We start from the raw sequence: 12,067 nt of genomic DNA on the forward strand, positions 1-12,067 counted from the left end.
AGTCGGCGAGCCGCGCATGCCCAGCTTGTCGATCTTCTGTCCGACCGAGAAACCGGGCATGTCTTTCTCGATCAGGAAGGCGGTGATGCCTTTCGAGCCTTCGCCCGTTTTGGCGTAGACGACCAGCGTATCGGCATGGGTGCCGTTGGTGATCCAGAACTTGGTGCCGTTGAGCCGGAAACCGCCCGCCGCCGCGTCGGCCTTCAGCTTCATGCCCACGACATCCGAGCCCGCGCCCGTCTCCGACATGGCAAGGCTGCCGACATGTTCGCCCGAGATCAGCTTGGGCAGATATTTCGCCTTCTGCTCGTCATTCCCCCAGCGGCGGATCTGGTTGACGCACAGGTTCGAATGCGCGCCGTAGGACAGGCCCACCGACGCGGAAGCCCGGCTGACTTCCTCCACCGCGATCACATGCTCGAGATAGCCCAGGCCGATGCCGCCCCATTCCTCCTCGACCGTAATCCCGTGCAGCCCCAGCTCGCCCATCGCCGGCCACAGTTCGCGCGGAAACCAGTCCTCCGCGTCCACCCGCGCGGCGAGCGGCGCAATCCGCTCGTCGGCGAAGCGTGAAACGCTCTCGCGGATCATCTGCGCGCTCTCGCCCAGCGCGAAGTCGAATTCGGGTGTGGCTGGCATTGGACTCTCCTCGCGATAGTCCTAGCAAAATGACATTGGCGCGCAAGCTAATGCCCGAGCACCGTAATATCATTTCGCGCACGCAGCATGCCCGAATGCGATGAAGCCCGCTATTCGGCAGCGATAAGCATCTCTTCCAGCGACATCCCCGCGCCGCCGTTCCCGCCCGCCAGAAGGTGTCCGTAACGCACGAGACCGATGCGGGTTCGCCTGATGTGCAACACCAGCGCCGCCTGCGCGGTCTCGACCTCGCCTCGGCTGATGGCGTCGAACATCAGCCGGTGCTCGGTATCATGCACGCGGTTGCCGCCTGAAAACACGAGTTTGAGATAGGCCCGGCGATAGCTCTGCGTCGTATCCCAGACCCGCTCGACGATCTGCGCCAGAAGCGGCGTGTCGTGGCCGCGATAAGTGATCCAGTGAAATTCGCGTCCCAGCGCGATTGCCTCGTCTATGTCGGTAGTATGCTCGTTGCGCTCCATCACCGCGCGCAGGTCGGCAATGTCCTTGTCGGTGAGATGGGGTACGCTTTCGGCCAGCAGCAAAGGCTCGATGCGTTCGCGTATCTCGTAGGAAATCTCCAGGTCGCGCCGTGTCAGACTGGTAACGCGCGCTCCGGCATTTGGGCGCATCGTAACGAGCCCGCGCGCCTCCAGCATACGCAAGGCGTCGCGCACGGGAATGCGGCTGGTCTGGAGTGCATCCGCCAGTTCGTCCTGCTTGATCCGCGCGCCAGGCGCGAGTTCGCCCGAAAGGATGCGCTCCGCAAGGATGTCCGCAACCCGCTGACTGGCGACGTTCGGCTGGTCTTTTTTCATCGTGCTCCGCCTTCGCTATGTCGTATACCATTAACGATATGCGCAGGCTACGCAATTAACGAAACGAAATTATCAAACAATTGCAAAGAGCCCGATCGCAACGGCAAGGCCAACAAGCGGAACGAGCACAGTCAGCACGCCCACCGCCGGGTAGGCATCGTGGTGAGTCTCGCCACAGATCGCGCGGATGGTCGTGACGACGTAGCCATTGTGCGGCAGGCTATCGAGCGCGCCGCTGGCGATCGCCACCGTGCGATGGAGTTCCGCGGGGTCGGCCCCCATCGCCAGGTAATTGGGAGCGAGCAGCGGCAGGGCGATTGTCTGGCCGCCCGAAGCCGAGCCGGTGAGGCCCGCGATCACCGTGACGGCAATGGCCGCGCCGATCAGCGGATCGCCAGGCAGGTTCTGGACGGCATCGAGCGCGGCGTGGAAAGCTGGCGAGAGCGAGGCCACCGCGCCGAAACCGACCACCGCGCAAGTATTGGTGATCGCCACGACAGCGCCCGTCGCCCCGCGCGAAAATGCCGCCGGCATCGCCCCGCGCGAACGCAGGCCGATCAGGACGGCGAAGGCCATGCCAACGCCCAGCGCCATCACCAGCGCCCATTTGCCAAGCGACTGGGCCGGCAGAATCGCCGAAACGACGGGAACGGCCTGCGGATACTGGAAGAGCATGAACACACCAAGGACCGCCACAAGCGGCAACAGGCAGAGCAGCGGATGCGGCAAGTGGCGGTCCACGGCGCTGACATCGTCGCCCGGGCGGCTTTCGAAGCGCTCGCCGCGCGCCACGGCGCGTTTCACCATCCCGTCGAGCAGGTAATAGCCCAGCCCGGCCATCAGAAGCGCCACGATGAGGCTGACTTCCCAGCCGGCATAGGCGTCGGTGCCGAGGTACTGCATGGGGATCAGGTTCTGGATCTCGGGCGAGCCGGCGCTCGTCATCGTGAAGGTCACCGAACCGAAGCACAATGCGCCGGGAATGAAGCGGCGCGGCATGTCCGCCTCGCGGAACAGGTGCACGGCCAGCGGATAGACCGCGAAGCCCACGATGAAGACCGAAACGCCGCCATAGGTCAGGATCGCGCAGGCGGCGACGACGGCGAGCACCGCGTGGCGGATGCCGATCTTCCCGATCACCCAGTGCGCCACGCTGGCCGCCGCGCCGCTCGCCCCCATGACCTCGCCAAAAATCGCGCCGAGCAGGAACATCAGGAACCAGTCCGCGAAAAAGCCGGTGAAGCCATTCATGTAGGACGTCGCGAAATCGGGAGCCCCCTCGCCCGCAAGCGGCGGCAGCCAGGCGATGCCGCTGGTCATGGCGACCAGTGCCGCCGCGATCGGCCCCGCCAGAAGAATGTTCACGCCCCGGACTGTCATCCAGATCAGCAGGATAAGGGCACCTGCAAGACCGACGGCACTGATCAAGGCGGTCATCTCCCCGAAGCTCGCGTGTGAGGCGCTCTTGTTGCAGACGCGGCGCGCGCTTGTCCATGCAGCGATTGCCGTTTCGTTAACACGCCGTTTTCCAAAGGATTACGGACTCCGTTCAGCCGGGCTGCATAGTCCAGACCATCCTGGCAAACATAATGATGGTCGCAATGGCACTGAAACGAATCTCCACGTCCCAGGTCCAACCGGGCATGTACATCCATGGGTTCCAGGGCAACTGGCTCAGTCATCCGTTCTGGCGTGCCCATTTCATCGTTGGCGACGACGAACGACTGCAGACGTTGCGCAACAGCAGGATCGACGCTGTCATAATCGACACCGAACGCGGCGTCGATGTCACGGAGCGCGAGGTGCCACGGCATGCCGCCACCGCGCAGCGCTCTCCCCTTGCCCGCCGCGCGCCGCGCGTCGCCGCCGCCCGCCCGCCGTCACAGCCGAACGCGTCGGCCGCCTTCCGCTCGGGTCCGACCCCGCTCACACGCGAGTTCGGCAATGCCCGCCGCACCGCCGACAAGGCCCGCAAGGTCATCTCCGAGATCTTCCTTGAAGCCAGGCACGGCAAGGCGCCGCGCGTAATCGAAGTCGCCCCGGTGGTGGAGGACATCTACGCCTCGATCCAGCGCAACCCCTACGCCTTCTCCGGATTGATGCGCTGCAAGGCGGAAAGCGAGTTCATCTATCAGCACATGCTTTCGGTCAGCGCCCTGATGATCTCGCTGGCCCGGCAGATGAGGATGTCTCCCAACGATGCGCGGCTGGCCGGCACGGCCGGGCTGCTGCTCGACGTGGGGGTCAGCCGGATCGGTGTCAGCCTGGATGCCGTGGGCGGACGGATCGACAGGATCGCCCCGGAAACCTGGCAGGGCCACGCCTCCATCGGGCACGACCTGCTCGCGGCCGATGGCGAAGTGCCCGAGGAAGTCCGTCGCGTCGTCATACGCCACCACGAGAGGCTCGACGGCACGGGCTTCCCGCAAGGGCTGAAGGACGCTGAAATAGACATCTTTTCCCGCATGGCGGCGATTTGCGACACGTACGACCACATGGTTTCCGGCGCTCTGGGCGAAGGCAGCCTCGATCCCGCGCAAGCGCTCAAGGAACTCCAGCGCACGACCGCGTTCGACGCGGAGATAGTGGCGCGCTTCGTCGAGGCGCTGGGCGTCTATCCGATCGGCTCCTTCGTGCAATTGCGCTCCGAACGGATTGCCATGGTCGTCGACCAGAATCCCTCGGAACCCGCCGTACCCACCGTGCGCGCGTTCTACTCGCTGCCGAAGAACCGGCGCGTTGCAGAAAAGACGATCGTGCTTTCAAACTGCTACGGCGAGGACGGCATCATCGGCGTGGCCGATCTCGACGGTCTCGACCTGCCGCCCATCGAGGAACTGCGCGAACAGTTGCTGACCGGCAAGTCCGGGGCCGCGTGACTCAGATATCGTACCAGTAGACGAGCGAGGTGGAGAGCGCCGTTATCATGATCAGCACCAGCGGAATCCCCGATCGCAGATAGTCGGAGAAGCGGTAGTCGCCCTCCGTCAGGATCATCATGTTGGTCTGATAGGCAACCGGGGTCGCGTAGCACAGGTTGCATCCGAACAGCACTGCGAGGACGAGCGGTTCGGCGGGCAGGCCGAGTTGCTGCGCGATGTTGAACGCGATCGGCGTTCCCACGGCGGCGGCTGCCGTGTTCGACGCGAAATTCGTCAGTAGCGTGACGAAGACCATGATGGCGGCGAGAACCCCCGCTGGCGGAAGGAGCTGGAGAAAGATGGCGAGCAGGCCGCCCAGCCAGGCCGCCGCGCCCGAGACCAGAATGAACTTGCCCAGCGCGATCGAGGCCGCGACCAGAACGATGACCTGTGCCGAAAGCGCCCTGCCCACCCGGTCAAAGCGCACACAGCCGGTGGCGAGCATCAAGATCGCGCCCGCCAGCGCCGAAATCGCGATCGGCACGAGGCCCAGGCTGGCAAGGCCGACTGCCCCGGCCATGATCGCCAGCGCCACCGGCGCCTTGGCGGACCGCGCCACTTCCTGGACGCCCTCGATCTGCAGCAGCCCTTCGGTTTCGGCGATGCTGCGCAGTTCCTCGGGCACGCCCATGACCACCAGCACATCGCCTTCCTTCATCGGCGCATCGGGTGAATGCTGGCGCGTGTCGCGAAACGGCTGGCGAGCGTGATGGATGCCCAGCAAAGCGACCCCGTCGAGGCCGGAAGCCCGGGACGTAAGCCCGATCAGGCGGCTGTCCGGCGCGATAATCATCTCCGCGACGATAAGATCCTGCGCCGTGCGGCCGGAATCGGCCTCAACGCGATCGAGCACCCAGGCCGGAGCCAGCTTGGCGGAAATCTTGCGAGCCGTCTCCTGCAGGTCCTCGAGCGTGCCCGAGGCAAAGACACGCCGGCCGACATAACCATCATCGGCGTCCGGCGGCAGCCATGCCGTGACACCCGCCGGCAGCCGGCCGCGCACTTCCTCGATGGTCTTGCCGCGCATGGGCGAATCGGTGTCCACGCGAAGCTTGGCGAGAAAGGTGCGTGATTCCACCGCGACGGCCTTGGTATTGTCCGGCAGCAGGCGCGGCATGACCAACCATATGTACGGCAACGCGATGAGGACCGTGCTGAGCACGATCGGCGTGAAGTGAAATACCGGCAGGGTCCTCATGCCAAGGTCCTGCGCGATCGAGACGACCAGCAGGTTCGTGGACGTGCCGATGGTGGTCGACATGCCTCCGATCAGGATCGCGGCGTTGACCGGAATAAGAGTCTTGGATGCGGGCATGCCGCCGCGCATCGCCGTCTGAACCAGGATCGGGATCATCAGCACGAGCACCGGCGTGTCGTTGACCACCATGCTGAGAAACATACAGACGACCAGCGTGAAGAGCAGGCCGGCCGACTTGTTGAATTGCCAGACACGGGCCAGTGCGCGCGTGGCCGGGTCCAACGCCCCCGTCACCACCAGCCCGCGCCCCATGATCATCAACGAGCAGATCGTGACCAGCGCGTAATGTCCGAAGCCCTCGAACGCGAGCTGGAGCCCGGCGTACTGGTCCTGCCCCGGCATGGGCAGGAAGTAGAGCAGCAGCGCGATCGAGCCGATCGTCAGCAGCGAGACGATCTCTACCCGAAGCTTTCCCTGGATGAAGCCGTAAAACATACCCAGCGCGATCACCATCGCGCTGAGAGCATGAAGTTCTGGCATGTACATGCGCAGCCTTTTGGCTCAACCTTGCTTCTGCGTCCACTCAACCCGGTAGAGGTCGAAGCGGCGGTCACGCAGGTTCTGCACCGTGCCCGACTGGCGCGCGGTCAGCAGGGCATCGAGCGAAAGGTCGGCGATCGCGATGGTTTCCGTGTTCGGCGCGGCATGGGCGGCGACACCGTCACGCGAAAAGGGAAAGTCCGACGGCGTCAGGATCGCGCTTTCGGCATAGTGGACATCCATGTTTTCCACGTTCGGAAGGTTGCCGACCACGCCCGAGGTGACGACGTAGCACTGGTTCTCCACCGCGCGGGCCTGGCAGCAATAGTGCGCGCGCAGGAACCCGCGCCGTTCATCGGTGCAGAAGGGGACGAACAGCATCAACGCGCCCTGATTGACGAGATGGCGCGCCAGTTCCGGAAACTCGCTGTCATAGCAGATCATCACGCCGATCGGGCCGCAATCCGTGGGGATCACGTTGGCGCCGTTGCCGCCCTGGATGTTCCACCATTTGCGCTCGGACGGGGTGGGATGGAGCTTTTCGGATTCGTGGACCGACCCGTCGCGCAGGAACGTATAGGCAATGTTGCGGATCTCGCTGCCACCCTCGGGCAGATTGACCTTGGTCGGGTGCGAGCCGCCGATCACATTAACGTTGTAGCTTACCGCCATCTTCGACATGAATTTGACGAAGCGGTCGGTATAAGTCGCGATCTTCTCGATCGCCTGCACGGGCTGGAGTTTCTTCTCCTCGATCGAGAGCAGCTCGAGCGTGAACAGCTCGGGGAAGACGACGAAGTCGGATTCGTAATCGGATGCCACGTCCACCCAGTATTCGACCTGCTCCTCGAACTGGTCGATGGTCTCGATCTTGCGCATCATGAACTGGACGGTGGCAACGCGAACCGAACTCGGCACGCGCTCCTTGAGGCCGAGGGCGGCCTTGCCGGTGCCGCGCGGGGCAAGCGCGTTGGTCCAGTACATCAGCACCGCGTAACCGCCGCTTTCCTTGTCGTTGGGGATATAGTCGGGCAGGATTCCGCGCGGCTCGTAGCCTTCGTTCATCTGGAACAGAATGACCTGATCGCGCACCTTCTTGTTCCTGACCGCCTCCACATAGTCGGCCGGGTTCGGGTACTGGCGTCGGCGGCGGGCATAGCCCGGCATCCGGCCGGCGAAGGCTATGCCCTTCAGCTCGAAGTGCTGGCACAGCTCCTTGCGCTTGCGATAGAGGCGCTGGCCGATGCGCAGGCGCCGGAAATCGGGATCGACGCAGACTTCGAAGCCATAGAGGACATCGCCATCCTCCGCCGGAGGACGGCCATAGCCGCCGTTGCTGATCTCTTCCCACGTATGCGGCTTGAAGGCGAGATCGGCCGTGACAATCATCGTCGCGCAGTGGCCGACGATCTTGCCTTCATATTCAGCGACGAACTGCCCCTCGGGAAAGTTGATGAGCTGGCCGCGAACCTCGGCGGCGGTAAAGGCGTCAGCCCGGCCATATACTTTGACCGAAAGGCGCGCGATCGCCGGGGCATCGGCGACGGTGGCGGGGCGGATTACGAGCTTGGCTTGCGTGTTGGTCATGGGCCGCCCTCTTACGCACAGCCCGGCACGCCGTTCCAGTACCTATTGCACCCGCAGGGAAAAACAGCCTCACGGCCACATCCGAAGAGGAGGGGGCGTTGGCCGTGCCGGCATGTCCGAAAATGGCCGCTATCCCGCGCACACCCTGAGCAAGCGGCCCCTGATCCGATCGCTCGATGGGCGCATGCGGTCAGCCCCGCCCGCGATAGCCGTGCACGCCCTGCTCTGGCGTCCAGAGCCCTTCCGGTACCGGTCCCGACTGCCAGAACACGTCGATGGGGATGCCGCCGCGCGGATACCAGTAGCCGCCGATGCGCAGCCAGCGGGGCTGCATCTCGTCGAACAGCCGCTGGCCGATGCCCACGGTCACGTCCTCGTGAAAGCCGCAGTGGTTGCGGAACGATCCCAGGAACAGCTTGAGGCTCTTCGATTCGACGATCGTCTGGCCGGGCGCGTAGTCGATCACGAGGTGCGCGAAATCGGGCTGTCCGGTCACTGGGCACAGCGAGGTGAATTCCGGCGCCGCGAAACGCACCATGTAGAGCGCCCCTGCGCGCGGGTTGGGGACGTAGTCGAGCACGGCCTCTTCCGGCGAGGCGGGAAGCGCGCTCTGGCGGCCGAGATGAAGGGGATTGGCGGGTTTGTCGCTCATGTGCAGGGCCATGACGCCAACGCTTCGCGATGACAAGCGCCTTGTCGCACGCGGCGTCGCACGCGGCGCCTGTTCGGCCGCATCGCGCAACGCCTCGTCGCGCCAGCGCGGCGTATTAACTTTCGGTTCAGCGAAGTTGCTCTGTTAGGCCGACATGCGGGGCCGCTACACGATACTGACACAGACCGTCATGGCCATGGCGCTGGCAGGCCTGCCAGCGTCTGCCGGTGCCCAATCGATCGGCACCTGGAGCCTGCCGGAGCCCGAGGACACCGCGACGCCAAGGGCGCAAGGGCCGGTCGATACGCAAAACCCGGTCGTGCTGCGGCCGGATGCGGAAAGCAGTCCCTCGCCCGCGCCGACCGCCAGCGCGTCGCCCGCGCTGCAACCAACGATCACGCCGCTCCCGGTCATCACCCCGCCGCCGGTACCGCGCGCGGCGGCCGAAGCGCCCGCCTCCGGGCCAGTGGCGGCGCCCGGCGCAGGCGCCGGCGCCGCACGGCAGGAGTCGCCCCGGCCCGGCTCGTCTCCCGCAGAGACACCTTCGCCCATCCCAATTCCCTCGGAGGTGCAAGCCCCGACCATTGCCATCGGCGAACCTGCCGCCACGCAAGCACCCGAGGGCGGATGGCCCGCCTGGTGGTGGGCGGTCGCCGGCGCCATCCTCGCGCTCGGCGCGGCCGTGCTGGGCCTGATTCTGCTCCGGGGCCGCGCTTCGCAAGCCGGGGAATGGGTCGAGGTCAAGGAAGCCCTGCCGCAACCGGAAAGGCAGGCCGCAGTGCCGGAGCCGGAGGTTGCCCCGCCTCCCGTGACACCGCCGGCGCCGCTTCCGACACCCAACTTCACGCCGCCTCCGGCGTTCGCGCGCGACACCGTGACCGTCGCTCTGGAACCCGTCACGATGCGGCTTTCGCTGTTCTACGCGACCTTGCAGTACCGCATCACCCTTACCGCGTCCGAAGCCCATGCGCCGCTGACGCTGCTGGGTGACCTGATTTCGGCCCACGTCTCGCTCTCGCAGGACGAGCAGCTCGCGCCCTCGCCCGCCAACCTCCCACGGCTGCACTCATTGCCCGGCCTCGCGCCGGGCGAGACGGTGCAACTCAAGGGCGAGATCCAGCTCGCTCTTCCGGAGATCCGCGCGCTGCGCCGGGGCGGCGGCGCGTACTTGGTGCCGCTGGTACGCATCTGCCTGATCGGCGAGGACGGCACCGCCCTGCGCCGGGTCTTCACTGTCGGCCTGCCCGGAAGCGGCGCCGGCCTCGCCCCATTGCGCACCGATACCGGTCCGCGCAGCTTCGAGCCGCTCGCCGCGCGCGAAATCGAGGTTGCGCGCCAATTGCCGTTGCAAACGGAGAGCTTGCCTCTCGACCCCCAGCGCGCGGCGGGCTAGGCTTCATCCCGCGCGGGCAGCGGAGATGACCTTGAGCGATACCGACGGCTTGGGCCGGAAGGCAGCAGCAACGAAACTGGTAGGGGCCGGTCGGCGCCAGGAATGGACCGGACCGGTGGTCAATCCCCCGGTCTGGCGCGCCAGCACGCATCTTTACGAGAATACCGCCCGCCTGGCCGAAGGGCCTCGCCGCAATGAGGACGGCCGGTTCTTCTACGGCCGGCGGGGCGCGCCGACGCAGTGGGCCTTGTGCGAAGCCCTGACCCAGATCGAACCCGGAGCCGCCGGGACTGTGCTCTATCCTTCGGGCGTAGCGGCCATTGCCGGCGTGCTCCTGACCCTGCTTCGCCCCGGCGACGTCCTGCTGATGACCGACAATGCCTATGACCCCAGCCGGACCATGGGCAAGGGACTGCTCAAGGACTTCGGGATCGAAACCCGCTTCTTCGACCCGCTCGACCTGCCCGCCTACGAGGCGCTGTTCTGCGAGAAGACCCGCGCCGTCCTGCTGGAGGCACCGGGCAGCCTCTCGATGGAAGTCTGCGACTTGCCTGCGCTTGCCCGCATCGCCCGCGAAAAGGGTGCGCTTTCGGTGCTCGACAATACCTGGGCAGGCCCGCTGGGGTTTGCCGCGCTGGAGAAAGGCTTCGACGTGACGCTGATGGCGCTCACAAAGCATGTCGGCGGCCATTCCGACCTGATGATGGGCAGCGCCAGCGCCGGAGAGGAACTTTACGCCCGCCTGCGCCAGCGCGCGCAGCAGCTGGGCACGGTTGTCTCGCCTGACGATGCCGCGCTCGCCCTTCGGGGGCTGAGGACGCTCGATGTCCGGCTGAGGCAGGAAACCGCCTCGGCCCTGAAGATCGCGCAGTGGCTTTCCGGGCGTGCGGAAGTTGCGCAAGTGCTGTGCCCGATGCTTCCCGGCGCGCCCGGCCACGAGCTGTGGAAGCGCGACTTCACCGGCGGCTGCGGCCTGTTCAGCTTCGTCTTCAGGGATGTACACGCGGCCGGCCGCAACCGCTTCGTCGATGCGCTGGAACTCTTCGGCATCGGCTACTCATGGGGCGGGTTCGAGAGCCTTGCCCTGCCGATCGAGCCCGCAAACTACCGTAGCTGCATGGCGTGGCCGCCCGGCGGCGGCGCCCCCGCCGATCGCTTCGGCGTGCGCCTGTCGATCGGCCTGGAAGACCCTGATGACCTGATCGCCGACATCGAACAGGCGCTCGGCAGGATGGCGGCTTCGTGAGCGCGCCTGTCGATCCGGCCGCCACCGCCTCCCCGGCGACTGAAGCCGCCGTCAGCACGCCCCCACCCACGCCCACGGAGACCGTCACCCAGTTCGTCGACCAGCCCGTCGCCGGCGCGGAAGGTCTCAGGGATGTCGTCGCCTCGCGAAGCGGCGCCGTAGGCGACGTGATCGATACTCTGGACAGCCTCGCCCTCCAGGTCGGCACGGCCCGCGTCTCGATATGGGACATGGTCGTGATCGTGCTGGTACTGGTGCTCGTCATCACCGTCGCCTGGGCGGCCAGCCGGTTTTCCAGCCGCGTTCTGGCCCGCGCGACCCGGCTCGACATGACGCAGCGGCTCCTGACCGAGAAAATGGTCAGCCTGGTAATCTGGGCCGTCGCCATCCTCATCGGCATCGACGTACTGGGAATAGACCTGACGGCACTCGCGGTGTTTTCCGGCGCCTTCGGCCTCGCCATCGGTTTCGGCCTGCAGAAGACTTTCGGCAACCTGATCGCCGGCATCATCCTGCTGATGGACAAGTCGATCAAGCCGGGCGACGTCATCGCGATTACCGATCAGGGCGGGCAGTACACGTTCGGCCAGATTCGCCGCATCGGCATCCGCGCCGTCTCGCTGACCACGCGCGATCAGAAGGAATACCTGATCCCCAACGAGAACCTGATGATCAATCAGGTCGAGAACTGGTCCTATTCCAGCAAGAACGTGCGCATCCAGGTGCCCGTGGGCATCTCCTACACCTGCGACATCGTCAAGGCCGAGGAACTGATGCTGGAAGCGGCGCGCAAGGTGAAGCGCGTGCTCGACGCCCCGCCGCCGACTGCCTGGCTCGATTCCTATGGCGACAGCTCGGTGAACTTCATCATTCACTGCTGGATCACCGACCCTGAGGAAGGCACCGGCAATGTCCGCTCCGCCGTGCTCAAGAACCTCTGGCACCTGTTCCATGAGCACGGGATCGAGATCCCGTTCCCTCAGCGCGACATCAACTTGCGCCAGAACAAGGCTCTGCAGGAGCTGATCAAGGCGATGCAAGGCGGCGCAGCGGCGGAAAAAACCTGACGTCAT

Annotated in this window: 10 protein-coding genes; 4 read left to right on the top strand and 6 right to left on the bottom strand. The window is 65.5% G+C overall.

Going from position 1 to position 12,067, the window contains the following annotated elements; all coding sequences use genetic code 11:
• From IEX32_RS15970 to IEX32_RS15980, 3 genes are all read right to left on the bottom strand, one after another.
• The coding region (locus tag IEX32_RS15970; RefSeq protein WP_188772549.1) for an acyl-CoA dehydrogenase family protein at positions 1-639 on the bottom strand (639 nt) is incomplete at its 3' end.
• A gap of 110 nt (positions 640-749) precedes the next feature.
• On the bottom strand, positions 750-1,457 hold the full coding sequence (locus tag IEX32_RS15975; protein ID WP_188772550.1) for a GntR family transcriptional regulator: 708 nt from the start codon (positions 1,455-1,457) through the stop codon (positions 750-752).
• Positions 1,458-1,529: 72 nt separating this feature from the next.
• Entirely contained in the window at positions 1,530-2,894 is a 1,365-nt protein-coding gene (locus IEX32_RS15980; RefSeq protein WP_188772551.1) for a GntP family permease, read from the bottom strand.
• A 164-nt stretch (positions 2,895-3,058) separates the two neighbouring features.
• Here IEX32_RS15980 and IEX32_RS15985 point away from each other — a divergent pair, with 164 nt between their 5' ends.
• Positions 3,059-4,336 (top strand): cyclic di-GMP phosphodiesterase, encoded by a 1,278-nt coding sequence (locus IEX32_RS15985; protein WP_188772552.1) that lies wholly within the window; start codon positions 3,059-3,061, stop codon positions 4,334-4,336.
• Between the two features lies 1 nt (position 4,337).
• On the opposite strand, the gene IEX32_RS15990 is transcribed toward IEX32_RS15985, so the two are convergent.
• The 3 genes from IEX32_RS15990 to queF form a co-directional block, all read right to left on the bottom strand.
• A complete protein-coding gene (locus IEX32_RS15990) occupies positions 4,338-6,116 on the bottom strand; it encodes an SLC13 family permease (protein ID WP_373285462.1) in 1,779 nt (592 codons plus the stop codon).
• 21 nt (positions 6,117-6,137) lie between these two features.
• Positions 6,138-7,703 (bottom strand): carbon-nitrogen hydrolase family protein, encoded by a 1,566-nt coding sequence (locus IEX32_RS15995; RefSeq protein ID WP_188772554.1) that lies wholly within the window; start codon positions 7,701-7,703, stop codon positions 6,138-6,140.
• Positions 7,704-7,893: 190 nt separating this feature from the next.
• The gene (gene queF, locus IEX32_RS16000) at positions 7,894-8,355 is read right to left on the bottom strand and encodes a preQ(1) synthase (protein ID WP_188772555.1); all 462 of its coding nucleotides are present in this window, start codon (positions 8,353-8,355) and stop codon (positions 7,894-7,896) included.
• Positions 8,356-8,509: 154 nt separating this feature from the next.
• On the opposite strand from queF, the gene IEX32_RS16005 reads away from it, so the two are divergent.
• From IEX32_RS16005 to IEX32_RS16015, 3 genes are read left to right on the top strand one after another with little or no spacing between them, the layout of a single operon-like run.
• Positions 8,510-9,748, top strand: coding sequence for a hypothetical protein (locus IEX32_RS16005; protein ID WP_188772556.1), 1,239 nt, complete (start codon positions 8,510-8,512; stop codon positions 9,746-9,748).
• Positions 9,749-9,773: 25 nt separating this feature from the next.
• Entirely contained in the window at positions 9,774-10,994 is a 1,221-nt protein-coding gene (metC, locus tag IEX32_RS16010) for a cystathionine beta-lyase (RefSeq protein WP_188772557.1), read from the top strand.
• Positions 10,991-12,061 (top strand): mechanosensitive ion channel family protein, encoded by a 1,071-nt coding sequence (locus IEX32_RS16015; RefSeq protein WP_188772558.1) that lies wholly within the window; start codon positions 10,991-10,993, stop codon positions 12,059-12,061. The genes metC and IEX32_RS16015 overlap by 4 nt, the downstream gene beginning before the upstream one ends.
• Positions 12,062-12,067 lie beyond the last annotated feature (6 nt).

The sequence above is a fragment of the Novosphingobium endophyticum genome (assembly GCF_014640675.1).
Lineage (GTDB): Bacteria > Pseudomonadota > Alphaproteobacteria > Sphingomonadales > Sphingomonadaceae > Novosphingobium > Novosphingobium endophyticum.